Source organism: Pseudonocardia sp. T1-2H, assembly GCF_038039215.1.
Classification (GTDB): domain Bacteria; phylum Actinomycetota; class Actinomycetes; order Mycobacteriales; family Pseudonocardiaceae; genus Pseudonocardia.
The window spans coordinates 488,508-513,364 of sequence record NZ_JBBPCL010000001.1 but is presented as its reverse complement, the minus strand read 5'-3'; the positions used below and the strand labels follow the sequence as shown (position 1 = coordinate 513,364).

At 72.8% G+C, this 24,857-nt stretch carries 21 protein-coding genes and 1 tRNA gene; 7 read left to right on the top strand and 15 right to left on the bottom strand.

Annotated features, from left to right (window positions below; genetic code table 11):
- Positions 1–16 precede the first annotated feature (16 nt).
- The 5 genes from WBK50_RS02570 to WBK50_RS02550 all read right to left on the bottom strand — a co-directional run bounded on the left by WBK50_RS02570 (position 17) and on the right by WBK50_RS02550 (position 4,272).
- Entirely contained in the window at positions 17–286 is a 270-nt protein-coding gene (locus WBK50_RS02570; RefSeq protein WP_341334048.1) for a DUF2277 domain-containing protein, read from the bottom strand.
- Positions 287–372: 86 nt separating this feature from the next.
- Positions 373–1,398 (bottom strand): NAD-dependent epimerase/dehydratase family protein, encoded by a 1,026-nt coding sequence (locus tag WBK50_RS02565; RefSeq protein ID WP_341334047.1) that lies wholly within the window; start codon positions 1,396–1,398, stop codon positions 373–375.
- Positions 1,399–1,478: 80 nt separating this feature from the next.
- On the bottom strand, positions 1,479–2,150 hold the full coding sequence (locus WBK50_RS02560; RefSeq protein WP_341334046.1) for a PIG-L deacetylase family protein: 672 nt from the start codon (positions 2,148–2,150) through the stop codon (positions 1,479–1,481).
- A 39-nt stretch (positions 2,151–2,189) separates the two neighbouring features.
- Positions 2,190–3,020, bottom strand: a complete 831-nt coding sequence (locus WBK50_RS02555) for a sugar phosphate nucleotidyltransferase (RefSeq protein WP_341334045.1) — start codon at positions 3,018–3,020, stop codon at positions 2,190–2,192.
- Position 3,021: 1 nt separating this feature from the next.
- Positions 3,022–4,272 (bottom strand): class I SAM-dependent methyltransferase, encoded by a 1,251-nt coding sequence (locus WBK50_RS02550; RefSeq protein WP_341334044.1) that lies wholly within the window; start codon positions 4,270–4,272, stop codon positions 3,022–3,024.
- A 109-nt stretch (positions 4,273–4,381) separates the two neighbouring features.
- On the opposite strand from WBK50_RS02550, the gene WBK50_RS02545 reads away from it, so the two are divergent.
- Positions 4,382–4,452: transfer RNA gene (locus WBK50_RS02545), tRNA-Gln, on the top strand.
- A 41-nt stretch (positions 4,453–4,493) separates the two neighbouring features.
- On the opposite strand, the gene WBK50_RS02540 is transcribed toward WBK50_RS02545, so the two are convergent.
- Positions 4,494–4,931 carry an OsmC family protein gene (locus WBK50_RS02540; protein WP_341334043.1) on the bottom strand — a complete coding sequence of 146 codons (438 nt, stop codon included), beginning with the start codon at positions 4,929–4,931 and terminating at the stop codon, positions 4,494–4,496.
- A 280-nt stretch (positions 4,932–5,211) separates the two neighbouring features.
- Between WBK50_RS02540 and glmU the strand changes: the two genes are divergently transcribed.
- From glmU to WBK50_RS02525, 3 genes are all read left to right on the top strand, one after another.
- A complete protein-coding gene (glmU, locus tag WBK50_RS02535; RefSeq protein ID WP_341334042.1) occupies positions 5,212–6,792 on the top strand; it encodes a bifunctional UDP-N-acetylglucosamine diphosphorylase/glucosamine-1-phosphate N-acetyltransferase GlmU in 1,581 nt (526 codons plus the stop codon).
- Between the two features lie 5 nt (positions 6,793–6,797).
- Entirely contained in the window at positions 6,798–7,769 is a 972-nt protein-coding gene (locus WBK50_RS02530; RefSeq protein WP_341339268.1) for a ribose-phosphate diphosphokinase, read from the top strand.
- A 116-nt stretch (positions 7,770–7,885) separates the two neighbouring features.
- Positions 7,886–8,845, top strand: a complete 960-nt coding sequence (locus WBK50_RS02525; protein WP_341333795.1) for an IS481 family transposase — start codon at positions 7,886–7,888, stop codon at positions 8,843–8,845.
- 153 nt (positions 8,846–8,998) lie between these two features.
- Here the strand turns inward: WBK50_RS02525 and WBK50_RS02520 are convergent, their stop codons facing one another.
- Positions 8,999–9,430 carry a hypothetical protein gene (locus WBK50_RS02520; protein WP_341334041.1) on the bottom strand — a complete coding sequence of 144 codons (432 nt, stop codon included), beginning with the start codon at positions 9,428–9,430 and terminating at the stop codon, positions 8,999–9,001.
- Positions 9,431–10,039: 609 nt separating this feature from the next.
- Between WBK50_RS02520 and WBK50_RS02515 the strand changes: the two genes are divergently transcribed.
- Both WBK50_RS02515 and pth read left to right on the top strand, forming a co-directional pair.
- Complete coding sequence (locus tag WBK50_RS02515) at positions 10,040–10,705, top strand: 50S ribosomal protein L25/general stress protein Ctc (RefSeq protein ID WP_341334040.1); 666 nt, start codon at positions 10,040–10,042, stop codon at positions 10,703–10,705.
- A gap of 3 nt (positions 10,706–10,708) precedes the next feature.
- Positions 10,709–11,296 carry an aminoacyl-tRNA hydrolase gene (gene pth / locus WBK50_RS02510; RefSeq protein ID WP_341334039.1) on the top strand — a complete coding sequence of 196 codons (588 nt, stop codon included), beginning with the start codon at positions 10,709–10,711 and terminating at the stop codon, positions 11,294–11,296.
- An 87-nt stretch (positions 11,297–11,383) separates the two neighbouring features.
- Here pth and WBK50_RS02505 read toward each other — a convergent pair whose 3' ends face one another.
- Positions 11,384–13,045 (bottom strand): fatty acyl-AMP ligase, encoded by a 1,662-nt coding sequence (locus tag WBK50_RS02505; RefSeq protein WP_341334038.1) that lies wholly within the window; start codon positions 13,043–13,045, stop codon positions 11,384–11,386.
- A 94-nt stretch (positions 13,046–13,139) separates the two neighbouring features.
- Between WBK50_RS02505 and WBK50_RS02500 the strand changes: the two genes are divergently transcribed.
- Entirely contained in the window at positions 13,140–14,495 is a 1,356-nt protein-coding gene (locus tag WBK50_RS02500) for a dipeptidase (RefSeq protein ID WP_341334037.1), read from the top strand.
- A gap of 137 nt (positions 14,496–14,632) precedes the next feature.
- On the opposite strand, the gene WBK50_RS02495 is transcribed toward WBK50_RS02500, so the two are convergent.
- From WBK50_RS02495 to metG, 7 genes are all read right to left on the bottom strand, one after another.
- Positions 14,633–16,429, bottom strand: a complete 1,797-nt coding sequence (locus WBK50_RS02495) for an ABC-F family ATP-binding cassette domain-containing protein (protein ID WP_341334036.1) — start codon at positions 16,427–16,429, stop codon at positions 14,633–14,635.
- Complete coding sequence (locus WBK50_RS02490; protein WP_341334035.1) at positions 16,429–17,394, bottom strand: 4-(cytidine 5'-diphospho)-2-C-methyl-D-erythritol kinase; 966 nt, start codon at positions 17,392–17,394, stop codon at positions 16,429–16,431. The genes WBK50_RS02495 and WBK50_RS02490 overlap by 1 nt, the downstream gene beginning before the upstream one ends.
- A 39-nt stretch (positions 17,395–17,433) precedes the next feature.
- Positions 17,434–18,936 carry a DHA2 family efflux MFS transporter permease subunit gene (locus tag WBK50_RS02485; RefSeq protein WP_341334034.1) on the bottom strand — a complete coding sequence of 501 codons (1,503 nt, stop codon included), beginning with the start codon at positions 18,934–18,936 and terminating at the stop codon, positions 17,434–17,436.
- Between the two features lie 189 nt (positions 18,937–19,125).
- Complete coding sequence (gene rsmA, locus WBK50_RS02480) at positions 19,126–20,010, bottom strand: 16S rRNA (adenine(1518)-N(6)/adenine(1519)-N(6))-dimethyltransferase RsmA (RefSeq protein WP_341334033.1); 885 nt, start codon at positions 20,008–20,010, stop codon at positions 19,126–19,128.
- Positions 20,011–20,051: 41 nt separating this feature from the next.
- On the bottom strand, positions 20,052–21,845 hold the full coding sequence (locus tag WBK50_RS02475; protein ID WP_341334032.1) for a transglycosylase family protein: 1,794 nt from the start codon (positions 21,843–21,845) through the stop codon (positions 20,052–20,054).
- 206 nt (positions 21,846–22,051) lie between these two features.
- A complete protein-coding gene (locus WBK50_RS02470; RefSeq protein ID WP_341334031.1) occupies positions 22,052–22,918 on the bottom strand; it encodes a TatD family hydrolase in 867 nt (288 codons plus the stop codon).
- Positions 22,919–22,984: 66 nt separating this feature from the next.
- Positions 22,985–24,775, bottom strand: a complete 1,791-nt coding sequence (gene metG / locus WBK50_RS02465) for a methionine--tRNA ligase (RefSeq protein ID WP_341334030.1) — start codon at positions 24,773–24,775, stop codon at positions 22,985–22,987.
- Positions 24,776–24,857: the final 82 nt, after the last annotated feature.

Here is a 24,857-nt window from a genome sequence, read left to right as displayed (position 1 = left end):
CACAGCGGCGGGCCGCTCAGGCGCGGTAGCGCTCCTGCGCGCGGGCCCGGGCCTTGGCCGCCTCGACCTCGCGGTCCTTCGGCGGCGCGGTGGTCACCAGATCGTCGAGGAGGTGCCGGGTGACGTGCGCGATCTCGGCCACGGCCCGCGCGAACGCCTCCTCGTTGGCCCGCGACGGCTTCGCGGTGCCGCTGACCTTGCGGACGTACTGCAGCGCGGCGGCCCGTACCTCGTCGTCACGGGCCGGCGGGTCGAAGTTGTGCAGGGTGCGGATGTTGCGGCACATGCGCGGGTCCCTCCCTCGATGCACGAACGGCACCTTCGTTCAACCTAATGAACGAAGGTGCCGTTCGCGCGAGATCGACCGGAGAGTCAGCCGATGACGTGCATGCTGCCGTCCAGCGTGCCCGCCTTCTGCCGCGCGTTCAGGACCGCGAGGCGGGTGAAGCGGTTGTCGAAGGCGTCCTGGGTGAGGCCCCGCGCGCGGTACTCGTCCGCGAGCTGCTGGGCCCCGGCCGGGATCGTCCACTCGGCCTCGAAGCCGAGCTCCTTGCGGGCGCGGGAGAAGTCCACCCGGTAGGAGCGCGGGTCGTTGCCGGCCTCGCCGGTGATGAGCAGCTCCGAGCCGGGGACGGCCTCGACCACGGCCTGCGCGATCTCGGCGACCGTCCGGTTGTTCTTCTCGGTCCCCACGTTGTACGCGCGGGCGCTGACCACCTCGGCGGGCGCGGTCAGGGCGGCGACGACGGCGCGGGCGATGTCCTCCGCGTGCGCCAGCGGACGCCACGGGGTGCCGTCGGAGAGGACCTTGACCTGGTTGGACAGGATCGCGTGGCCCACCAGGTTGTTCAGCACGATGTCCGCGCGCAGCCGCGGCGAGAAGCCGAAGGCGGTGGCGTTGCGCATCGAGACCGGCACGAAGTCGGAATCGGCCAGGGCTGCGAGATCGTCCTCGACGCGGACCTTGGAGATCGCGTACGGGGTGACCGGCTTGAGCGGGGCGTCCTCGTCCACCAGGTCGTCGCCCGACTGCGCGCCGTAGACCGAGCACGTCGAGGCGTAGACGAAGCGGCCGACGCCGGCGCCCTTGGCCAGGGTGGCCAGCCGGGTCGACGCGTGGTGGTTGATGTCGTAGGTGATCTCCGGGGCCATCGAGCCCAGCGGGTCGTTCGACAGGGCCGCCATGTGGACGACGGCGTCGAAGCCCTTCAGCTGGTCCTCGGTGACGTCCCGCAGGTCGGTGGACAGCCCGGTGACGTCCGGGGTGTCGAGCGACCCGAGCACGCAGTCGGCGAACAGGCCACTGTCCAGGCCCACCACCTCGTGCCCGGCGGCCGCCAGGATCGGCGCCATCACGGTGCCCAGGTAGCCCTGGTGGCCGGTCAACAGAACTCGCACAGCTCGGTTCTCCTCGTGTCGGTCGTGCCCTCGCAAAGACGTTCCTACCCGGTACGACGTCGGAGGCGGACCCCGGGTTGTTAGTCGACGGGATCGAGTCCGGTGAGTGGCGCCACGCCCAGGACCAGCTTGGACGCGTGGAACGCCTCGGCGTAGCGGGCGTGGCACTGCACGCCGCGGATCCGGGCCAGACCCGCGAAGGTCTCGGCGTCGAACCAGTTCCGGTCCCGCTGGCTGCCGTAGTGCTCGTGCAGCTTCGCGACCTTCTCCCGCAGCACCGGTTCGGCGAGCGGCAGGTAGACGGCGGGCTGGGCGAGGTCGCCCTCCCACTTCAGGATCTCGTAGCCCAGGGTCAGGTGGTCCCGGAACACCGTGGGGACGATCTCCGCGAGCGTCCGGTGGTCCTGGTGCGCGTCGTGCGGCGACGGCGCGAGGATCAGGTCCGGCTCGCCGAGGCCGCGCATCTCCTCCACCGCCTGCTTGGCACGTTCCCACCGGGTCGGCACCCGGCCGTCCGGCATGTCGTGGACGACGATCTCGAGCTGCGCGCCGGGGCAGAATGCCGCGAGCGCGGCGCGTTCCTCCTCCTCGCGCAGCGAGCCCCCGCCGGTGAGCACCATGGCGGTGACCCGCACGCCGGGGTGCGCGCGGCACAGCTCCAGCAGCGACCCGCCGGCCCCGATCACGATGTCGTCGCAGTGGGCGCCGAGCAGGAGCATCCGGTCCAGACGCTCCGGGAGCAGGCTCAACACAGCGTCCCTCCTCCGGTCACGTCCGTCATCGCCGCACCTTCAGCGCTCGGGGCGGGCGTCCTGCAGGGCCGCGATCGCGGCCTGCAGCGGGTCCCGGTCCGGGGCTTCCCACAGCATCCACGGTCGGGTGCCGCCCTGGTAGGCCGCTTCCAGCGCGGTGCGTTCCTTGACTGTGTCCGCCGGCTGCCAGAAACCGCGGTAGCGGTAGGCCAGCATCCGGCCCTGCTTCGCGAGCGGCGCGCAGACGTCCTCGATCAGGTCGCAGCCCTTGGTGAGGTGGTCGAACACCTCCGGCCGGAACATCAGGTACCCGCCGTTCTCCCACAACGGCAGCTGCTGCAACGAGCTTATCGAGTCGATCACGCCGTCCTCGCCGACGTCCACACAGTGGAAGGCGGACTGCGGCGGCACCGCCATCAGCCCACCGACCGCGTCCGACGCCTGGAACTTCGCCACCATGTCGTCCAGCGGGGCGTCGGTGAGCACGTCCGCGTAGTTGGCCAGGAACATCTCCTCGCCCTCGACCAGGGACCGCACCCGGCGCAGACGCTCGCCGATCGGCGAGTCCAGGCCGGTGTGGACGAAGGTGATGTTCCAGTCCTGGATGTCCCGGGCCAGCAGCTCGACCTCGCCCCGGTGCAGCACGAAGTCGTTCGACGCCGTCTCGTCGTAGTTCAGGAAGAAGTCCTTGATGTGGTGGGCGCCGTAGCCCAGGCACAGGACGAAGTCCGTGTACCCGAAGTGCGCGTAGTAGCGCATCACGTGCCAGATCAGCGGGCGCGGTCCGACCTGGTGCATCGGCTTCGGCAGGTCCGACACGCCGTCGCGCATCCGCATTCCGTAGCCACCGCAGAAGAGGACGACCTTCAAGTCAGACCACCTCGAGCCTAGGGATGGGGAAGACCAGGCGCCCGCCCCAGTCCCGCACGTACGCGAGCTGCTCGGTCAGCTCGGCGCGCAGGTTCCAGGGCAGGACGAGCACGTAGTCCGGACGGTCCTGTGCGATCCGCTCGGGCTCGACGACCGGGATCCGGGTGCCCGGAGTGAACCGGCCGTGCTTGTAGGGGTTGCGGTCCACCGTGTAGGCCAGCAGGTCCGGCCGGATGCCGCAGTAGTTGAGCAGGGTGTTGCCCTTGCCCGGTGCGCCGTACCCGACGACCGTCCTCCCGGCGCGGCGGGCGTCGATCAGGAAGGCGACGAGGTCGTCCCGGACGCGGGAGACCTCCTGGGCGAAGCCGTCGTGCCCCTCGACGGTGTGCAGCCCGGCCCTCGCCTCCGCCGCCAGCACGTCCGCGACGGCCTGCGACGGCGCGCCGGCGATCTCGGCGGGCCTGGCCCACATGCGGATCGAGCCGCCGTGGGTGTCGAGGAGCTCGACGTCGACCAGCGTCAGGCCGCCCGACGCCAGCGCTCGCTGCCCGGTGAGCAGCGTGTAGTACTGGAAGTGCTCGTGGTAGATCGTGTCGAACTGGGTGTGCTCCACGAGGGTCAGCAGGTGCTGGACCTCGACGGACACCCAGCCGTCGTCCGCCACCAGGGAGCGCAGGCCGCGGGTGAAGCCGACGACGTCCGGGATGTGCGCGTAGACGTTGTTCAGTGCCACCAGGTCCGCCGGGCCGTGCTCGGCCCGGACCTGTGCGCCCGTCTCCGGGGTGAGGAACGCCGTCAGCGTGGGCACGCCCTTCTCCCGGGCGGCCTCCCCGACGTTGGCCGAGGGCTCGACGCCGAGGCAGCGGATCCCCGCGTCGACGACATTCCGGAGCAGGTAGCCGTCGTTGCTCGCGACCTCGACCACGAACGAGTCCGGGCCCAGGCCCAGCCGCTGCACCGCCGAGTCGACGTAGCGCTTCGCGTGCTGCACCCAGGACGTCGAGAACGACGAGAAGTAGGCGTACTCGGTGAAGGTGTCCTCGGGGGTGATCAGCGGCGGCAGCTGGGCGAGCAGACAGTCCGCGCACACCCGCACGTGCAGTGGGAAGGTCTCCTCGGGCTGCTCGAGGGCCTCGGCTGTGAGGAACAGCTCGCACGGCGGCGTCGCCCCGAGGTCCAGGAACCCCCGCAGGTCCAGTGAGCCGCACAGGCGACAAGTGGGGGGACGCGTTTTCGGGGCGGGCGTCGGCACCGGGCCAGTGTTACACGATCGGCACAGCAGTCACCCGCGGGTGGGTCGCCCGGCGGCGCAGACGGGTGATCGGCTGCCGCCGGGTCCACCGTGTCAGACTTGAAGCCTGTCCGCCGTGGTGTAAAGGCAGCACCTCGGATTTTGGTTCCGATGGTCCAGGTTCGAATCCTGGCGGCGGAGCAGTCCCTTCTCCTCGTTCCGTGGACCCGGCGCGCGGGCTCTCAGTCGAGCGCCGCGTCGAGGGTGATCGTGGTGCCGGTCAGGGCCTTGCTGACCGGGCAGGACTCCTTGGCGGCCCGGGCGGCCTTCTCGAAGCCGGTGGCGTCGAGGCCGGTGACCTGGCCGCGCACCGTCAGCGCGATGTCCGTGATCCGGAAGCCGCCCGCGGGGTCCGGCGCCAGCGACACGTCCGCCTTGACGTCGAGGGACTCCGGCGTACCGCCCGCCTCGCCGATCAGGGCCGAGAGCTGCATGGCGTAGCAGGACGAGTGCGCGGCGGCGATGAGCTCCTCGGGGCTGGTGGTGCCGCCCGCGTCGTCGGCCGCCCGCTTCGGGAAGCTGACGTCGTAGGTGCCGACCTTGCTGCTGCTCAGCTCGACCTGGCCGGAGCCCTCCTGCAGGGTGCCGTTCCAGGCGGTGCGTGCGGTGCGGGTGGGCATGTGTCTCTCCGATCGACGCTGTGAAGGCCTTCGCTCGTGGGACAACCCGATCGCGCCCGTCTCCACACCTCGTTGCCCCGGGCGGCCGAGGATAGGTGCCGACCCGCTCCACCCGGAAGTCCCCGCGCGGCGTCTCGTGCCCCGGCCCGGTGTCGGCGCCCCGCATGCACCGGAATGGCCGGAGCCCGGCCGCCGTAGGATTCATCCCCGCGTCCCGTGTCCCACCGGACACGGACGAACCGGATACGCGAGAGCGGACACGAGGCAGGGAGCTGGCCACATGCCCGAACGTCACGACCGTCCCGAGACAGCCGAGGCGGGGGCGACCCGGCCCGCCGCGGCCGTCGTGCTGGCGGCCGGCGAGGGCACCCGGATGCGGTCCGCGACCCCCAAGGTCCTGCACGCCATCGGCGGGCGCAGCCTGCTCGGGCACGCGGTGCACGCCGTCGCGGAGCTGGAGCCGGAGCACCTCGTGACGGTGATCGGGCACGCCCGCGAGCAGGTCGCCGAGCACCTCGGGGCCCTCTCCGAGGAGCTGGCCCGGCCGGTTCTCACCGCCGTGCAGGAGCAGCAGCTCGGCACCGGGGACGCGGTGCGCGCGGGCCTCACGCAGCTGCCGTCCGGCCTGACCGGCACCGTGCTCGTCGGGTACGGGGACGTCCCGCTGCTCGACGCCGCCACCCTCGCCTCGGTCCTGCGCACGCACGAGGAGTCCGGGTCCGCGGCCACGCTGCTGACGACCGACCTCGCGGACCCGACCGGCTACGGCCGCATCCTTCGTGAGGACGGGGCGGCGGACGGCGCGGTCCTCGCGATCGTCGAGCAGGCGGACGCGACCCCGGAGCAGCGGGCGATCACCGAGGTCAACTCCGGTGTCTACGCCTTCGACGCGGAGTTCCTCACCTCCGGCCTGGGCCGGCTCGGCCAGGACAACGCCCAGGGCGAGCTCTACCTGACGGACCTCGTCGAGCTCGCGGTGACCGACGGCCTGCGGGTCGGCGCCGTGCGCTGCGCGGACGAGTGGCTGGTCCGCGGCGTGAACGACCGGGTGCAGCTCGCGGAGCTGCGCGCAGAGCTCAACCGGCGGCTGCTGCGCGGCTGGATGCTCGCCGGGGTCACGGTCGTCGACCCGGCCACCACCTGGGTCGACGTGACGGTGCGGCTCGGAGTCGACGTCGTCGTGGCGCCGGGGACGCAGCTGCTCGGGCACACGGTCGTCGGCGACGGCGCGGAGGTCGGCCCGGACACCACGCTCACGGACTGCGAGATCGGCCAGGGCGCGAGGGTCGTGCGGACCCACGGCAGCGACGCGCTGATCGGCGCCGGTGCCCAGGTGGGTCCGTTCGCGTTCCTGCGCCCCGGCACGAAGCTGGGCGAGCGCGGGAAGATCGGCACGTTCGTCGAGACGAAGAACAGCGAGATCGGCGCCGGCACGAAGGTGCCGCACCTGACCTATGTCGGGGACGCCACGATCGGCGAGATGAGCAACATCGGCGCATCCTCGGTGTTCGTGAACTACGACGGTGTCGGGAAGCACCGCACCGTGATCGGTTCCCATGTGCGCACCGGATCGGACACCATGTTCATCGCCCCCGTCCACATCGGCGACGGCGCCTACACGGGGGCGGGCACGGTCGTCCGGGAGGACGTCCCACCGGGGGCGCTTGCCGTGTCGTCCGGGTCACAGCGGACCATCGACGGGTGGGTCGTACGGAAACGGCCCGGGACGCCGGCGGCGCAGGCCGCCGCGCGCGCCCAGGGCGGCACGCCAGGGACCGGTCGCGACGACGGTCCGGGCACCGCCGTCCAGAACGCCGCAGGTGACGCCGGTGACACCGGTCGAGGAGGCAACACACGGTGAGCGCGATGTCGGCCACGCCGAAGAAGAACCTGATGCTCTTCTCCGGCCGGGCTCATCCCGAGCTGGCCGAGCAGGTGGCCAAGGAGCTCGACGTGACGATCACGCCGCAGTCGGCGTACTCGTTCGCCAACGGCGAGATCTTCGTCCGGTTCGAGGAGTCCGTCCGCGGGTGCGACGCCTTCGTCATCCAGGCGCACTCGGCCCCGATCAACGACGCGATCATGGAGCAGCTGATCATGGTCGACGCGCTCAAGCGCGCCTCGGCCAAGCGGATCACCGTGGTCATGCCGTTCTGGGGCTACGCCCGCCAGGACAAGAAGCACCGCGGCCGCGAGCCGATCTCCGCGCGGCTCATCGCGGACATGTTCAAGACCGCGGGCGCGGACCGGATCATGTGCGTCGACCTGCACACGTCACAGATCCAGGGCTTCTTCGACGGCCCGGTGGACCACCTGTTCGCCCTTCCGGTACTGGCCGGGCACATCAAGTCGAAGTACGACACCCGCGAGATGGCCGTCGTCTCCCCGGACTCGGGGCGCGTGCGGCTGGCGGAGCGCTGGGCGGAGACCCTCGGCGGCACCCCGCTGGCGTTCATCCACAAGACGCGGGACCCGCGCAAGCCCAACGAGGCCGTCGCGAACCGGGTGGTCGGTGAGGTCGAGGGCCGTACCTGCGTGGTCATCGACGACATGATCGACACCGGTGGCACGGTCGCGAAGGCGGTCGAGGTGCTGCTGCGGGACGGCGCCAAGGACGTGATCATCGCCGCCACGCACGGGGTGCTCTCCGGGCCGGCGGTCGAGCGGCTCGCGAACTGCGGCGCGCGCGAGGTCGTCTTCACCGACACGCTGCCGATCGCGGAGGAGAAGCGCTTCGACGCCATGACCGTGCTGCCGATCGCCCCGCTGGTCGCGGAGGCGATCCGCCAGGTGTTCGACGACGGCTCGGTCACGAGCCTGTTCGACGGCAACGCCTAGGTGTAGCGACCCATCACGTTGTTGACGGTGGTTGACGGCGTGTTGGCTTGATCGAGGGGAAGGCCTCCGGCGGAGTGAGTGTGTCTGACGCACCTGCTCGAACCCGGAGGCCTTCCGTGTCGCACCGTAACGCCCGCACCACTGTCCACGGGCGCAGGCTCATCATCGAACGTTGGCGAGCCGGTTGGCCGGCTGCGCGGATCGCCGAGCAACTCGGGATCTCCCGGGCCACCGTGCACAAGTGGATCCGCCGGTTCCGCGAAGAAGGTTGGGGCGGCCTGGAAGACCGCTCCTCACGCCCGCGCACCAGCCCGACCCGCACTCCCGCGCTCGTGGAGGCCCAGATCCTGGCGCTTCGCGACTCCCAGCGTCGCGGCCCGGTCTATCTGGCCGGGCAGCTGCAACTGGTGGCGTCCACCGTCGGGCGGGTGCTGCGTCGTCACGACGTTGCCCCGCTGGCGGCGATCGACCCGACCACCGGAGAACCGGTACGCCGCCACTCCGGGATCCGCTACGAACGCCGCGCACCCGGAGACCTCCTACACATCGACGTGAAGAAGCTCGGGCGGGTACCCGACGGCGGTGGCTGGCGGCTCCTCGGCCGCGACGCCACCATCGCCCACCGGCACAAGCCAGTCCGGATCGGCTTCGACTACCTCCACGTCGCCGTGGACGACCACACCCGGCTGGCCTACGTCGAAGCGTTGCCCGATGAACGCGACGCCACCTGCGCAGGGTTCCTGCACCGGGCCGTGGCCTCGTTCCGTTCCCGAGGAGTGCGGGTGCTGCGGATCCTCACTGACAACGCCCTGGTCTACCGTCGCGGATCCCTCTGGCAGGCCGTCTGCGTCGCTGCGGGACTGCGGCGCCGGTTCACCAAGCCCGGCTGCCCCTGGACGAACGGGAAGGCTGAGCGGTTCAACCGGACCCTGCTCAGCGAGTTCGCCTACGCCCGCCCCTGGCTGTCCAACACCGATCGACTCGCCGCCCTCGACAGCTGGGTCGATCACTACAACACTCGACGCGCCCACTCCGCCATCGGCGGCCGGCCCCCGATCACCCGACTCGCCGCGTGACCGTCAACAAGGTCTCGGGTCACTACACCTAGGAGGTGCTGGACGGCTCCGCCCGCCGCGCAGCAGGGCCGAGTCGCTCAGCGCCCTCCTCGGTTCTCCCGGCATCCGACGAGCGCGCCCCGGTTCCGGGGCGCGCTCGTCGTCGTTCCAGGCTCAGCCGACCTTCGTCCAGGTGCAGCCGCCGGTCAGCTCCAGAAACTGTCCGGACTCGACGGACGCGTACATCTGGCCGGAGCTCGAGCCGCCGTCGACGAAGGCCTCGAAGCCGGACGATCCGTCGCGCGAGGTCTGCCAAATGCATGTGCCGTAGGTGCCGCCACCGGACGTCTTGTATCGGCCCGCCCGGATGTCGACCCCGGCCTTGTAGACACCGTCGGAGACCGAGCTCGCCGTCGCAGGCGCCGCTTCGGTCGTCGGCGCGGCGGTGACCGTGACGGTCTGCGGGGCCGCGGCGGGCGCAGTGACCGTCACCGTCCGCGGGGCCGGGGCGGGCGCGGTCACCGTCACGGTGGCGGGCGCGGCGGCCGCCGACGTCGTGGTCGCCGCACCTCCTGCTCCGATGCCCGCGCCGACCGCCAGCCCCACGACCAGGCCCGCGCCCGCCCACGGCCACCGCCGGACCTTGCGCGGCCGTGCCTGCCCGGACGCCTCCCGCTGTCCCGGCGGCGCCGCGGGCGGGATCTCGCCGCCCGCGCCGGCGGCGGGCCACGGGCCCGAGGCGGCCCCGACCGACCCGACCCGCGGAGGACCAGGGGCTCGGGGCTGTGAGACCCGCCGCAGCGGCGGCGTCGGCGGCCGTCCGCTGGGCCGGGACGGCCGCGATCCACTCGGTCGGCGGCTCCTGCGGCTCGTGCGGACGCGGCGTGGGTACGGACGGCGGTGTGGTCATGGCGGTCCCCGTTGAGCGCGGATGGTTGCGACGTTCGGTCCATCGCACCGCGCCATATGGCTCATTAGCCGGCGCCGCCCGGGATCATCGTTCTTGATGACTCTTGCCCAAGTCATGATCAACCTGTAGGGACCGCGGCCCGGGTCCGGGGCGCCCCGGGACCCGGCGTACGATTCTCGGCAGTTCCGCGGCGAGGGCGGGTGTCGTACTAGCCCGCCGTCATCGACGCGTGGGTACCTTTCGCCCGCCTCGATCGACACCGCCGCGTGCACGCTTCACGACACGCCCGATCGAGGAGATTCACCGTGGCCCAGAGCAAGATCGACGCCGAGACTCGCACCGAGTTCGGCAAGGGCGCCGCCCGCCGTACCCGTCGCGCCGGCAAGATCCCCGCCGTGCTGTACGGACACGGGACGGACCCGCAGCACCTCGCGCTCCCGTCGCTGGAGTTCGCCGCCGTCGTCCGCGAGCAGGGTCGCAACGCGATCCTCGAGCTGAACATCGGCGGGACCCCGTCGCTGGCACTCACCAAGACGGTCGTGACGCACCCGATCCGCCCGTACATCGAGCACGTGGACCTGCTGGTCATCCAGCGGGGCGAGAAGGTCGTCGTCGAGATCTACCTGAACCTCACCGGCGACGCGGCTCCCGGCACCCTGGTCACCCAGGAGCTCAACACCATCGAGGTCGAGGCGGACGCGCTGAACATCCCCGAGACCGTCGAGGTCTCGGTCGAGGGCGCCGCGGCCGGCACCCAGTTCCTCGCCGGCCAGCTGCCCCTCCCCGACGGCGTCGAGCTGCGGACCGACCCGGAGGCGCTCGTCGTCAACGTGGTCGGCGCGCCGACCGCCGCGGACCTCGAGGCCACCGAGGACGCCGAGGGCGCCGGTATCGTCGAGGACGCCCCGGAGACCCCGGCCGCCGAGTCCGAGGCCTCCGCCTCCGACGCGTCCGCCTCCTCCGAGAGCTGATCCGTGGAGCCGGGCCCCGCTCTGGTGGTCGGGCTCGGCAACCCCGGGTCCGAGTACGCCGAGACCCGGCACAACGTCGGCTTCGGCGTCGTCGAACTCCTGGCGGCGCGGGCCGGCGCGGGCCGGTTCTCGGTGCACAAGCGCTCGAACTCCGACGTCGCCGAGGGCAGGCTGGCCGGTCGCAAGGTCGTGCTGGCCCGCCCCCGGACGTACATGAACGTCTCGGGCGGCCCGGTCGCCGGGCTGGTGAAGTACTTCTCGGTCCCGCCGGAGGAGATCGTGGTCGTCCATGACGACCTCGACCTCGACTTCGGCGTGATCCGGCTCAAGCGCGGCGGCGGCGAGGGCGGGCACAACGGCCTGCGTTCGATCAGCCGCTCGCTCGGCACGAAGGACTACTACCGGGTCCGCGTCGGCATCGGCCGCCCGCCGGGCCGCCAGGACCCGGCGGACTTCGTGCTCAAGCGGTTCTCCTCCGTCGAACGCAAGGAGCTCGAGTTCGCGCTCGACCTCGCCGCGGACGCGACGGAGGCCCTGTTGCAGGAGGGCCTGGAGCCGGCCCAGAACCGGTTCCACGCGCTCAGCGGCTGAGCTGCACCTCTGTTTGTTGGCCTCGCGCGTTCGGCACTTCCGCTCGGACCTACCGGGCGGAAGTGCCGTTCGTGCGTTCGAGGCCGTTCAGCGCGCGGCCAGCATCTCCCCTGTCGAGGCCCGGCGAAGCTTGCCCGACGGGGTCTTCGGGAGGCTTCCCGGCGGCAGCACCGACACCTCGGCGGGCCGCACCCCCACCGCGGACACGACCCGGGACGTCACGTCCTTGCGGATGAGCTGCTCCGCCTCGGCGTCCCCGGCCTTCCGGGACTCGACGGCCACCGCGAACGACTCCCGGTGCCGTCCCTCCCCTGCGGCCAACCGGACCGCGACGACGTTCCCCGCGCGCACCCCGTCGGCCTCCGCGGCGGCCCGCTCGATGTCCGTCGGGTAGATGTTGCGGCCGCCCATGATGATCACGTCCTTGCGCCGCCCGCAGACGACGACCTGACCGCCGGTGACGTATCCCTCGTCGCCGGTGTCGAACCAGCCGTCCGCGTCCTGGGTCGCCTTCGGCCCGTCGACGGTCAGGTACCCGGGCGTCACCGACGAACCGCGGAGCTGCAGCACCCCGACGCCGCCCGCGTCGAGCACCTCGCCCTGCTCCCCCACGACCCGCACCTCGATGCCGGGCAGCGGCGGCCCGAGCTTCGGGAACCGGCGGACCGCACCGCCCCCGGCCGGGACGGCGCGGTGCTGCGTCTCGAGCGCGTCCGCGTCGATCTCGTCGACGGCCAGCCCGGTCTCGACGGGCGCGAACGCCACCCCCAGCGCCGTTTCGGCCATTCCGTACGCGCAGAGCACGCTCTCCGGACGGAGCCCGAACCGCGCGCCGGCGGCGGTGAAGGACGCGACGGCGTCCGGGTCGACGGGCTCGGCGCCGTTGAGCGCGATCCGCAGGCTGGAGAGGTCGAGGTCCGCCTCCGCCCGGGCGAGCTGACGGGCGAGGACGGCGTAGGCGAAGTTCGGCGCGGCGGTGACCGTGCCGTGGTACTTCGAGATCAGCTCCGCCCACAGCAGCGGCCGGGACAGGAAGTCCACCGGCGTGACCGTCACCAGGTCCAGCCCGGTGACCATCGGGACCGTCAGGAAGCCGACCATCCCCATGTCGTGGAAGAGCGGCAGCCAGGACACCATCACGTCCCGGTCGACGTCCAGGCGCGCGGCTTCGATCATCGCCTGGATGTTGGCGTAGAGGTTGCCGTGGGTGATCCGGACGGCCTTCGGCTCCGCCGTCGAACCGCTGGTGAGCTGCAGCAACGCCGTGGCGTCCTCGCCGGACACGTCGACGTCGGGGGTGACGCTCGCCGCATCGCCGGTCAACGAGTCCAGGGTGCGGAACGGGATGCCCCGCTCGGTGAGGACCGGGGCGAGGGCGTCGAACGGGGCACCGAGCAGGACCATCGACGCGTCGATCATCCGTAGCACACCCACCGTGTCCTCGGCCCACGACGCGAGGTCGGTGCGGGCGGTGGGCTGGTGCAGCATCGTCACGCTGCCGCCGGTGAGCCAGACGGCCTGCGCGAGCGGCGCGATCGACGCCGGCTCGCCCGCGAGGACGCCGACGGCACGGCCCGCCTCGAGGGCCGGCACGTCGCCGCTCGGGGTGCGCAGCGCCGCGGCGTACCCGCGGGCGGTCTCGTGCACGTCCGCCCAGCTGCGGCGGACGGCGGCGGCGGGTTCGCCGGTGGTCATCCCGCGGCCGGTGGTGGACGCGGACTCCAGCAGCATCGCCAGGAAGCGGGACATGCTCCGCAGCCTACGACGCCGTTGACCTTCGCCGCCCGGGCCCGGGGCGGCGCACGCCGGCTGGAGACCGCAGGACAGACCCTAAGCTGGGGGTGTGCCGAACAGCTCCTCTTCTCGCAGCAGCGTGGCGGCCGCGGTCGACGCCGTCGTCCCCTCCGCCCTCGACGACCTGCGGCGGCTCGTCGCGATCCCGAGCATCTGGGCCGATCCCGCCCACGCCGCGGACACCGAGGCCAGCGCGGCCGCGGTCGTCGAGCTCGCGAGCGCGCTCGGGCCGGAGTCCGTGCAGATCCTCCGGGCCGAGGGTGGCGCGCCCGCCGTCGTCGCCCGCTGGCCGGCGCCGGAGGGCCAGCCGACGGTCCTGCTCTACGCCCACCACGACGTCCAACCGACGGGCGGCGACGAGAACTGGACCAGCCCGCCGTTCGAGGCGACGGAGCGGAACGGCCGGCTCTACGGGCGCGGCGCGGCCGACGACAAGGCCGGCGTGATGACCCACCTCGCGGTGCTCCGCGCCTACGAGGGCAGGCCCCCGGTGGGTGTCACGCTGTTCGTCGAGGGCGAGGAGGAGTCCGGCTCGCCGACCCTCCCGGCGCTGCTGCGCAAGCACCGTGAGCTGCTCGCCTCGGACGTCATCGTGATCGCGGACGCCGCCAACCCCGCCGTCGACGTCCCGGCGCTGACGACGAGCCTGCGCGGCCTGGTCGACGTCGTGGTCGAGGTGTCCATGCTGGAGCGCCCGGTGCACTCCGGGGTCTTCGGCGGCCCGGTCGGCGACGCGCTCACCGCACTCTGTCACTCGCTCGCGAGCCTGCACGACGCGAAGGGCGAGGTCGCCGTCGCCGGGCTGCAGCAGAACTCCTCCGACGCCCCGGACATGCCGGAGGACACCTTCCGCTCGGACGTCGGGATGCTCGACGGCGTCGAGCTGCTCGGCACCGGCAGCATCCCGGAGCGGGTGTGGCACAAGCCCGCGATCGCCGTCCTCGGGATCGACGCGCCGACCGTCGCGCAGGCATCGAACGTCCTGCTGCCGCGGGCCCGCGCCATGGTGAGCATGCGGCTCGCGCCCGGCGAGGACGCCGTCGCCGGCCGGGAGAAGCTGGCCGAGCACCTGCGGGCGCACGTCCCGTGGGGCGCCCACGTGGAGATCACCCCCGGCGGCGGCGTCGCCGAGCCGTTCCGCATCGACGCCCGGGGCGGCGCCTACGACGCCGCCCGCCGCGCGTTCTCCGAGGCCTTCGGGAACGCGGCCGTCGAGACCGGGATCGGCGGGTCCATCCCGTTCATCGCGGAGTTCGCGCGGACCTTCCCGGGCGCCGCGGTGCTGGTCACCGGGGTCGGGGACCCGGCGAGCCGCTGGCACGGCATCGACGAGAGCCTCGACCTGAAGATGTTCGCGACGGGGGCGAGGGCCGAGGCGTTCCTGCTGGAGGAGCTTCGTCGCTGATCTCGGTGTCCCCCGGTCCGCAGGCACGGCACACCTGCCGGTGTCCCCGGGGGAGGGGCTCGACGCCCTCACCGGGCTGCGCGCGGAGGCTGCTGTCGCGGGGCCTTTGCTCGGCGCACGGCAACGCTCGCGCGCCGTCACCCCTCGGCGCGCTCCGCGGCCTCGAGCCACTCGACCTCGACCGTCTCCTGCTCGGCGAGGACGGCCTTCAGCTCGGCGTCCAGCTCAAGGAGCCGCGCCGGGTCCGTCGCCGCGGCGGCGAGCTTCTCGTGCAGCTGCGCCTCCTGCTTCGTCAGCTGCGTCATCCGGCGTTCCAGCCGGGACGCCTCCTTGCGCGCAGCCCGCTGCTCCGCCGCGCTCACCGTCTGCGCGGTGGGCTGCGGCGACGGGGCGTCGGCCGCCCGCGGCGTCGCGGTGGACGTCCTCGTGGCGGCCCGGCGGCGCAGGTACTCCTCGATCCCGCCCGGCAGGTGCGTGATCTTCCCGTCCCCGAACAGCGCGACGACCGTGTCGCACACCCGCTCGGTCAGGTAGCGGTCGTGGCTGACCACGATCAGCGTGCCCGGCCAGCCGTCGAGCAGGTCCTCGAGGTTGGACAGCGTGTCGACGTCCAGGTCGTTCGTCGGCTCGTCGAGCAACAGGACGTTGGGCTCGGCCATGAGCAGCCGGGTGAGCTGCAGGCGTCGCCGCTCGCCGCCGGAGAGCCTCCCGACCGGCGTCCACTGCCGCGCCGCGGGGAAGCCGAGCCGCTCCAGCACCTGCGACGCCGTCATCTCCTGCTTGCCGAACCTCACGTACTTGGCGACCTCCTCGGTCGCCTCCAGCACCCGCATCTCCTTGGGCAGGTCGACGAGGTCCTGCGTGAGCTCGGCGAGCTGCACCGTCGTGCCCTGGACCCGCTTCCCGCCGTCGAGCGGACGTTCGCCGGTCAGCGAGCGCAGCAGCGTCGTCTTCCCGGAGCCGTTCACGCCGACGATCCCGATCCGGTCCCCCGGCCCGAGCTTCCAGGTCACGTGGTCCAGCAGGGTGCGATCAGCGATCTTGACGGTGGCCTCGTCGAGCTCCAGCACGGTGCGGCCCAGCCGGTTCGTCGCGAAGCCGAGCAGCTCGACCGTGTTGCGCGGCGGCGGCACGTCCGCGATCAGGGCCTCGGCGGCCTCGATCCGGAACCGCGGCTTCGACGTCCGGGCGGGCGGGCCGCGCCGCAGCCACGCCAGCTCCTTGCGCGCCAGGTTGCGCCGACGGGCCTCGGCCGCGTCCGACTGCTTGGTCCGCTCCGCGCGGGCGTAGATCCAGTCCTGGTAGCCGCCGAGGTAGCTCTCGACCTGGCCGTTCGCGACCTCCCAGGTCCGCGTGCAGACCGTGTCCAGGAACCAGCGGTCGTGCGTGACGACCACGACGCCGCAGCGCCGCTCCTGCAGGTGCCCGGCCAGCCAGGTGACGCCCTCGAGGTCCAGGTGGTTCGTCGGCTCGTCCAGGACGACGAGATCCGGCTCGCCGACGAGCGTCGCCGCCAGCGCGACCCGGCGCTTCTCGCCGCCGGACAGGCCGTCCACGGTGCGCTCGAGGTCGCTGATGCCGAGGCCCTCGAGGACGTCGCGCACCCGCGGGTCCGCCGCCCACTCGTGCTCGGCGCCGTAGTCGCGCAGCACGATGTCCCGGATCCGGGCGCCGCGCGGGAAGTCGTCGCCCTGGGTCAGGTAGGCCAGCTTGAGCCCGCCGACCCGGCTGACCCGGCCGGACTGCGGCTCCCGCCGGCCGGCGAGCACCTCCAGCAGGGTGGTCTTGCCGCCCCCGTTCAGGCCGACGACGCCGACGCGCTCGCCGCGCTCGACGCCGAGGGACACGCCGTCGAGGAGGACACGCGAGGCGTCGCCCGGGACGTGCGCGGTGACGGATTCGAGGTTGATCAGGTTCTGTCCGGCGCGTGCCATCAGGCCTTCGCTCTCGGTCGTGGGGAGCCGGTGGGACCGGTGTCGTCGCCGGGGTCGACGACCCGGGCACCGGGGACGGGGCCGTGTGCCACCCGCACCGTCCGGCAGACGCCGACGCCCGCGAGCTCGGCGGCCACCTCGACGGCGGAGTCCGCGTCGGCGCACAGGAACGCGCAGGTCGGGCCGGATCCGGAGACGATCCCGGCGAGCGCGCCGGCGTTGACCCCGGCGCGCAGGGTGCGGCGCAGGTCCGGCGCGATGCTGACGGCGGCGGCCTGCAGGTCGTTGCCCAGGGACAGCGCGAGCTGACGCGGATCACCGCCGGCCAGCGCCGCCAGGACGGGTTCGACGGGCCGTTCGGCCGGCTCGTCGGCACCGCGCAGCCGGTCCAGCTCGCGGAAGACGGTGGGGGTCGAGAGGCCCTTGCGGTGCAGCGCGATCACCCAGTGCAACGGGTGCCGCGACAACACCGGGACGATCCGTTCGCCCCGCCCGGTGCCGAGGGCCGTGCCGCCGTGCAGGGCGAACGTGACGTCGCTGCCGATCCGGGCGGCGAAGCCCGCGAGCTCCTCGCGGCCGAGGTCCAGCTTCCAGAGCGCGGACAGGGCGACCAGCGTGCCCGCCGCGTCCGCGCTGCCGCCCGCCATCCCGCCCGCGACGGGGATCCCCTTGCGCAGCACGACGCGCACGTCCGGATCGCGGTCCGCGTGCCGGGCGAGCATGTCCACGGCCTGCCAGGCCAGGTTCGTGTCGTCCACGGGGACCTCGGAGACGCCCTCGCCGTGGACCTCGAGCCCGGGCTCGTCGGACTGCTGGACCGTCACCTCGTCGAACAGGCTGACGGCGTGGAACACCGTCACCAGGTCGTGGAAGCCGTCCGCACGGAGCCCACCCACCGCGAGGTGCAGGTTGATCTTCGCAGGCACACGGCTGGTGACCTGTCGGGCGGGGAGAACACCCTTCAACCCTACGTGCGTGTCCTTGCCGCCCGACGGTGGCGGGCCTCACCCGACGGGCTGTGTCTCCTTCGCGGCGCTCTCCCGGCGCAGATGCGCCGGCGTGGCGAAGGCGAGCACCGCGGCCAGCCCGAAGACGAGTACGACGGCAGGCAGCACGAGGGACTGCGCCATCGCCGTCGTGTAGGCGTCGTGCAGCGGCGGCGGGAGCTTCGAGATCCCCACCTCGCCGTCGGTCGCGCCGGAGCCGGGCAGCAGCGCGCCGAGCCGGGACTGCATAAGCACCGCGATCCCCGCACTGCCCAGCACCGCTCCGACCTGCCGCGCGGTGTTGTAGACGCCGGCGCCGGCGCCGGCCTGGGCCATCGGCAGGTTGCGGGTGGCGGTGGTGCCGACCGGCGCCCAGATGAACCCGTTGGCGACGCCGAGCAGCGCCATCGGCAGCAGCAGCTGCCAGATCGGCGTCGCCGGGCCCATCACCAACGCGAACCAGAGCAGCGCGACCGGGAAGCAGGCCATGCCGAACCCGGCGACCCACCGCGGGTGCGCCCGGTCCGTGAGCTTCCCGACGTAGGGCGAGAGGGCGCCGGACACGACGGCCATCGGCACCAGCAGCAGGGCGGAGCGCGTCGGGGAGAGCCCCAGGACACCCTGGGCGAAGAACATGATCGGGAAGAGCTGGGCCGTGACCGCGAAGCCGATCGTGGTGATCGCGACGTTGGCCAGGCTGAAGTTGCGGTCCCGGAACAGCGTCAGCGACATCAGCGGCTCGGCCCGGTTGCGCGACTGCCAGAACACGAACGCCCCGAGCACGACGACGCCCGACGCGATCAGCGCCCACACCCCGGGGGCCCAGTCGTAGCTCTGCCCCTCCTGGATCCCGAAGACCAGCAGGAACATCCCGATGGCGCTCAACGCCACGCCGAGCAGGTCGAACCGGCGCACGTGCGTGGGCAGGACCGGGACGAGCCGGATTGCGAGCACGACGGCGAGCACGCCGACCGGCACGTTGATGAAGAAGATCCACTCCCAGCCGAGCCCGTCGACGAGGACCCCGCCGAGGATCGGTCCGACGAGCGTCGCGACGCCCGCGACCGCGCCCCACAGGCTCATCGCCCGGCCGCGCTGGTCCGCCGGGAAGGTCCTGGTGATCACCGCCATCGTCTGCGGGGTCATCAGCGAGGCGCCGAGCCCCTGCACGACCCGGGCCGCGACGAGCCCGCCGATGTCCCTGGTCAGCCCGCACCAGAGCGACGCGAGGGTGAAGATCGTGAGCCCGGCGAGGTAGACGTACTTGGGGCCGAAGCGGTCACCGAGGCGGCCGGTGATCAGCAGCGGCACGGCGTAGGCCAGCAGGTACGCGCTCGTCACCCAGACGACGCTGTCGACGCCCGCCCCGAGGCCGGCCATGATCGCCGGGGTCGCGACGGACACGATCGTCGAGTCCACGAGGATCATGAAGAACCCGAGGACGAGCGCCCAGAGCGCCGGCCACGGGCTCCGTGCGTCGCCCGGGTCCGCGGCGGCGTCCGGCGCGTCGCGCGTGCTCATGCACAGCTCCAGGTGGTCGGTTCGATCCACCGGCGCCGCGGATCGACGACGCCGGACAGGCAGGTGACGACGATACGTTCGGCCGCCACGCGGCGCGCGTCGATCCTCCGCCCCTCGCGTCGTGGAGCGACGACGTGAAAAATCTGCCCCTGGACCGCGTCGTGGCTCCACGACGCGGTCGGGGTGGCGTCACGCGGCCGGGGAGCGGGCGGCGGCCAGGGCGGCGAACTGCTCGATGCCCAGGGTCTCCGCGCGGGCGAGCGGGTCGATGCCCGCGGCGCGCAGGGCGGTCTCGGCCGCGGCCGGGGACCCGGCCCACCCCGAGAGGCCGGAGCGCAGAGCCTTGCGACGCTGCGCGAACGCGGCGTCGATCAGCCGGAAGACGTCCTCGCGCGCGACCCCGGTGGGCGGCTCCCGGCGGGTGAAGGCGAGCAGGCCGGAGTCCACGTTCGGGACCGGCCAGAACACCGCCCGGGGCACCGGCCCGGCGCGGCGGGCCCCGGCGAACCAGGCGAGCTTCGCGCTCGGGACGCCGTAGGTCTTGCTGCCCGGCCCGGCGGCCAGCCGTTCGGCGACCTCGGACTGCACCATCACCAGCCCGCACCGGACCTCCGGCAGCTCGGCGAGCAGGTGCAGCAGGACCGGGACGCCGACGTTGTAGGGCAGGTTCGCGACGACCGCGGTGGGCGTGGGCCCGGTGAGCTGGTCCGCGCGCACCCGCATGGCGTCCGCGGTCGTCACGGTCAGCCGGTCCGCGAGCGTCGGCGCGCGGTCCGCGACCGTGCCCGGGAGCGCCCCGGCCAGCACGGGATCGATCTCCACGGCGTGCACGGCGGCGACGGCCGGCAGCAGCGCCAGGGTCAGCGAGCCGAGCCCGGGGCCGACCTCCACCACCACGTCGTCCGCGGTGAGCTCGGCGGCGCGGACGATGCGCCGCACCGTGTTCGGGTCGTGCACGAAGTTCTGCCCGAGCCGCTTGGTCGGCCGGATGCCCAGCCCCTCGGCCAGCGTCCGGACCTCGGCCGGGCCGAGGAGGCGCGACCGGTCGTCCACGGCAGGCTCGGGAGTGCTCACCGCCCCATCATCCCGGGCGGCGCCGCGCGCGCTGCGGGGGCCTAGCGGGGAAGGCCGAGCTTGCGGGCGCAGGCCGGCCAGGCGCCGTAACCGCCCCGGTCGTCCCGGACCTTGCTGCCGATGGCGATCTGCTCCTCGCGGCTGGCCTGGTGCGGCAGCGGCGCGTAGTCGGTACCGCCGTAGGCCCGCCACGTCGAGGCGTCGAACTGCAGGCCGCCGTAGTAGCCGTTGCCGGTGTTGATCGCCCAGTTGCCGCCGGCCTCGCACTTCGCGAGCGAGTCCCAGGCCGCGGCGTCGGAGACCGCGGGGGCGGTGGCGGTCCCCTGCTCCTCCGGCGGCTGCTCGTCGTTGGTGCCGACCTTGACGATCCGCGGGGTGGGCGCTGTGCTCGCGCCACCGCGGATCTGCTCGCGCCGGACCTCGTGGCCGTCCTGCACGTAGACGCGCATCACCGCGGTCTGCTCGCCGGGCTTACCGGGATCCACGACCTCGCGCTTGCCGCGGGGCAGCTCCGGGTCCTCGATCTCCTGCGTCGGCGGCTCGATCCGCTTGACCTCGACGACCTCGCCGACGCCGTTGCGCACGACGTGGACGTTCATCCCGTCCGTGAGCTGGGTGTCGCCGCTGGGCACGGCGATGTCGTCCGGCCCCAGCTGGACGCCCTTCTCGGCGAGCAGCCCCGCGACCGTCCCGGAGTCCGTGGTGAGGGCCTCCTGGGCGCCGGTGCCGTCGGTGAAGGTGACGTTGCGCGGCACCTTGAGCTGGACGTGCAGCCCGTCCATCGGGATCACGGCGTCCGGGGCCGTCGACATCTGGATCGGCTGGACCTCGATGCCCATGTTCTTGAGCGCCTCGTCGACCGACGACGCCGTGGTCCACACCTGCCGGCTCTGCGAACCCTCGACCAGCGTCAGCGGCCGGGCCCGGTTCACGATCACCTGGTCGCCGTCCGCGAGGTCCGTGGTGGGCGCGGGCTCCACGCGGTCCTGCGGGGAGGTGCTGACGCCGGCCGCGGCGAGCACGCCGCTCACGTCGCCGGCGAACGTGTGCACGGTCCGGTCCTGCCCGTCGAGCGTGATCGTGATCGTCTTGTCCATCGCGAGCGCGGCGGTGCTGCAGGCGGTGAGGGTGAGCAGGACGGCGACGACGACGGCCTTGGCGCCGGTGCCGCCGCGGGCGGTGCGGCGACGGGTCGCGGCCCGGCCGGGCGGGTCTGCCCGACGGGGCGACGGGGCGGCGGCCCGCTCCGGCTCGACGGGCTCGACCGCGGGCGCGGCGGGAGCCTCGACGGCGGCCTTCGGGGCGACGGCGGCGAACACGTCCGTGGCGGGGTCCAGGGGCGCCGCGGCGGGGACGACGGTCAGCGCACCGGTGGCGGTGTCCTCGTCGGCGTCCGCGGGAACAGCCGCGAAGGCCCCGGTCGGGCTGTCGTACCGGGCGTCGGCCTGGCCGACGTCCCGGGCGGGGCCGTCCGCGACGGGGCGTCGGGCCGGTGCGAAGAGGTCCGCGGTGATCCGCGGGAGCCGCCCGGTCGCGGCGGCGTCCCGCACCGCGTCGAAGGGCACGGTGAACGGGTCCTCGACGAGCTCCTCGAGGCGGTCGTCCGGGGCGGTGTGCCGAGAACCGACGACCGGGATCGGACCGGAGATCGCGGAGTCCGGGACGTCGACGTAGGTGCGCTCGAGGTACGGCGCGCTCTCGGTGAAGAGGCCGACGGGGCCGTCCTGATCCAGGTATCCCTCGTCCACCGGGGCGACGGGCAACCCGGCGTCGCGCCCGAGGCGGGCACGGGCGGCGTGCCGCCGCGCACGCGCAGATACGTCGACCACTGGCATCCAGACGCTCGTCGGACCGGGCAGGAGAAGGAGACGAGCACGGTGGGCCCGGAGGCAGGTGGTTCGGGGGAACGCCCCGGGCCACACCGTGTCCGCCTGGCTGGGGAGCGTTCTCCACCCCGGCTTTCAGCGATTACAGAACCGTAACGGGCGGTGACGGGCCCACGTACGCCGCGACACGGCGGCAGCGCCGAATGGACGGTCCGCTACGCCGAACGAGGGTCGGGCACGGTGGACGTCGTATCCGGAGCGGCAGACGGCAGCTCACCGAGCCGGAAGACCCGTTCGGCGTTCCGCTCGGTGATCTCCGCGAGCCGATCCGCCGGCACCCCACGGAGTTCTGCCAGGCCACGCACCGTCCACGGCAGGCAGTACGGCTCGTTGGCCCGGCCGCGGTGGGGGTGCGGGGTGAGGAAGGGGGCGTCGGTCTCGACCAGCAGGAGATCGTCCGGCGGCACCGACGCCGCCGCCCGCAGCGGCTTCGCGTTACGGAAGGTCACCGGGCCCGCGAACGACAGAACGTAACCGGCCTCACTGCAGACACGGGCCATCTCGGCGTCCCCGGAGAAGCAGTGGAAGATCACCGTCTCCGGCGCGCCCTCCTCGCGGAGGATCCGCAGGACGTCGGAGTGGGCGTCCCGGTCGTGGATCATCAGCGGCTTGCCGAGCCGTTTGGCGAGGTCGATGTGGCGGCGGAAGGACGCCTGCTGGGCCTCGGGCGGCGAGTAGTCCCAGTAGTAGTCCAGGCCCGTCTCCCCCACCGCGACCACCCGCGGGTCCGCCGCGAGCCGCTCGATCTCCGCGAACTCGTCGTCGGTCACCGCGGCCGTGCGGGTGGGGTGCAGCGCGACAGCCGCGACGACCCGCGGATCCCAGTGTGCGGCCTGCACCGCCCAGCGGGCCGCGGACAGGTCGTCCGCGATCGTGACGGCCCGGGTGACCCCGACCGCCGACGCGCGGTCCATCGCCGCCGCGACGTCCGCGGCCGTCTCGCAGCCGCAGGCGTCGAGGTGGGTGTGCGCGTCGACGGTGGTGGCGCCCAGGGGCTCCGGCGGCTCGGGGCGTTCCCTCATGACTGCGGCTCCGCCGCTCGTGCGCGGAAAACCTCGCCAGGGCAACGGTTTCCGCGCACGGGCGCGTCAGCGCTCAATCGGGGCCCACTCCGGGCCGGTCTCGCCGAGCTTCGGGTCCAGCTTCGGGAAGATCGGCGCCGGCTTCTCCAGCGGGCGGCCGACCTCGATCGGCGTGGACTCCCAGCGCGCGGCCTCGGCGTCGTAGTCCCCCATCAGGACCGGGTACGACGGGCCGTCCCCGAGGTCCTCGACCTCGCGGATCTCCGGCTGCGCCGCCCACACGCCACTGCCGCCGAGCGCCTCGTGCACCTTCTGCGCGGCGTGCGGCAGGAACGGCGTGAGCAGCGTGTTCGCGTCCTGCACGACCTGCAGCGCCGTGTGCAGGATCGTGTCCCGGCGGTCCGGGTCGTCCTTGCGCTTCCAGGGCTCCTGGTCGGACATGTACTTGTTCGCCGCCGAGACGACGCGCATGGCCTCGCCGAGCGCCTGCTTGAACTTGCTGCGGCCCAGCAGGTCGCCGACCGTGGCGAACCCGGCCCTCGAGACGGCGAGCAGCTCGTGGTCCGCGTCCGTGGGCGCGGTCGGCTTCGGGATCGCGCCGACGTTCTTGTGCGCCATGGACAGCGAGCGGTTGACGAGGTTGCCCCACTCGTTGGCCAGCTCGAAGTTGATCCGGCGCACGAACTCGTCCCAGGTGAAGTCCGTGTCCTGGTTCTCCGGGCCCGCGGCGGCGATGAAGTACCGCAGCGTGTCCGGCCCGAACTCCTTCAGGAAGTCCCCGACGTAGATCACGTTGCCGCGCGAGGTCGAGAACTTCGACCCGCTCATGGTGAGGAACTCCGACGACACGATCTCGTCCGGCAGGTTCAGGGTGCCGAACGCGCCCGGCTCGCCCCCGTGGTCCCCCGCGCCGTTCTGCCCGAGCAGCAGCGCCGGCCAGATGACCGAGTGGAAGACGATGTTGTCCTTGCCCATGAAGTAGTAGGCCTTGGCCGCCGGGTCCGTCCACCACTGCTTCCAGGCGTCCGGGTCGCCGGTGCGCCGGGCCCACTCGACCGAGGCCGAGAGGTACCCGATCACCGCGTCGAACCAGACGTAGAGCCGCTTCATGGACTGGTCCCGCCAGCCGTCCAGCGGCACCGGGACGCCCCAGTCCAGGTCGCGGGTGATCGCGCGCGGCTTGAGGTCGTTCACCAGGTTCGTGGCGAACCGCAGCACGTTCGGCCGCCAGTCCGTGCGCGTGGACAGCCACCCGCCGAGGGACTCGGCGAACGCGGGCAGGTCCAGGAAGAAGTGCTCGGTCTCGATGAACTTCGGGACCTCGCCGTTGATCTTCGAGCGGGGGTTGATCAGGTCCGCCGGATCCAGCTGGTTGCCGCAGTTGTCGCACTGGTCGCCCCGGGCGCCGTCGTAACCGCAGATCGGGCAGGTGCCCTCGACGTAGCGGTCCGGCAGCGTCCGGCCCGTCGACGGGCTGATCGCGCCCATCGTGGTGCGCGGGACGACGTAGCCGTTCTTGTACAGCGCCAGGAACAGCTCCTGCACCACGGCGTAGTGGTTCGAGGTGGTGGTGCGGGTGAACAGGTCGTAGCCCAGCCCGAGACCCTGCAGGTCCTTGGCGATCACGAAGTTGTACTTGTCCGCGAGCTGCCGCGCGGTCAGCCCCTCGGCCTCGGCCTGCACCTGGATGGGCGTGCCGTGCTCGTCGGTGCCGCTGACCATCAGCACCCGGTCCCCGCTCATTCGGCGGAACCGGGAGAAGACGTCGGAGGGCACACCGAAACCGGAGACATGGCCGATGTGCCGCGGGCCGTTGGCGTAGGGCCACGCCACGGCGGTCAGCACGCGGGAACTCATGCGACCAGCGTATTCGCTCCCACCACCGGCTCACCCGGCGGGCGGAGGGCCCGGATCTACCAGCGGCTGCGCCACGATGGTC

What these genes read in the sequence shown, in the direction of transcription:
- WBK50_RS02570 (WP_341334048.1), bottom strand. Translation starts at nt 286, where the DNA reads ATGTGCCGCAACATCCGCACCCTGCACAACTTCGACCCGCCGGCCCGT.
- WBK50_RS02540 (WP_341334043.1), bottom strand. Translation starts at nt 4,931, where the DNA reads ATGCCCACCCGCACCGCACGCACCGCCTGGAACGGCACCCTGCAGGAG.
- glmU (WP_341334042.1), top strand. Translation starts at nt 5,212, where the DNA reads ATGCCCGAACGTCACGACCGTCCCGAGACAGCCGAGGCGGGGGCGACC.
- WBK50_RS02530 (WP_341339268.1), top strand. Translation starts at nt 6,798, where the DNA reads ATGTCGGCCACGCCGAAGAAGAACCTGATGCTCTTCTCCGGCCGGGCT.
- WBK50_RS02505 (WP_341334038.1), bottom strand. Translation starts at nt 13,045, where the DNA reads ATGTCCCGCTTCCTGGCGATGCTGCTGGAGTCCGCGTCCACCACCGGC.
- WBK50_RS02495 (WP_341334036.1), bottom strand. Translation starts at nt 16,429, where the DNA reads ATGGCACGCGCCGGACAGAACCTGATCAACCTCGAATCCGTCACCGCG.
- WBK50_RS02485 (WP_341334034.1), bottom strand. Translation starts at nt 18,936, where the DNA reads ATGAGCACGCGCGACGCGCCGGACGCCGCCGCGGACCCGGGCGACGCA.
- WBK50_RS02475 (WP_341334032.1), bottom strand. Translation starts at nt 21,845, where the DNA reads ATGCCAGTGGTCGACGTATCTGCGCGTGCGCGGCGGCACGCCGCCCGT.
- WBK50_RS02470 (WP_341334031.1), bottom strand. Translation starts at nt 22,918, where the DNA reads ATGAGGGAACGCCCCGAGCCGCCGGAGCCCCTGGGCGCCACCACCGTC.
- metG (WP_341334030.1), bottom strand. Translation starts at nt 24,775, where the DNA reads ATGAGTTCCCGCGTGCTGACCGCCGTGGCGTGGCCCTACGCCAACGGC.